Genomic DNA, 228 nt, shown 5'->3' on the forward strand with positions numbered 1-228 from the left:
CCTCGCGCTCGTCGCCTTCGATGATGAGGAGGCGGCGGATGCCCCGCTCCCCCTCACCGCCGTGTCACCGCCGAAGCGCGAGATCGGACGCCTCGCGGCGAGCACGCTACTGCGGATGCTGGGGCGCGGCGGCGACCGCACGCCGGTGCGGATGCTGCTGCAGCCGGTCGTGCGGGAGCGGGCGTCGAGCGCGCGTGCCCAACCCCGGGTCTTGCAACCGCTTGCATG

General features: G+C 74.1%; 1 protein-coding gene. It reads left to right on the forward strand.

All coding sequences use genetic code 11. The features are described from left to right. Nucleotides 1–228: substrate-binding domain-containing protein (locus SB773_RS35240; protein ID WP_410595256.1), on the forward strand; the 228-nt coding region annotated here is incomplete at both ends.

Source organism: Bacillus sp. SIMBA_074, from assembly GCF_046534555.1.
Classification (GTDB): Bacteria; Bacillota; Bacilli; order Bacillales; family Bacillaceae_G; genus Bacillus_A; species Bacillus_A mycoides.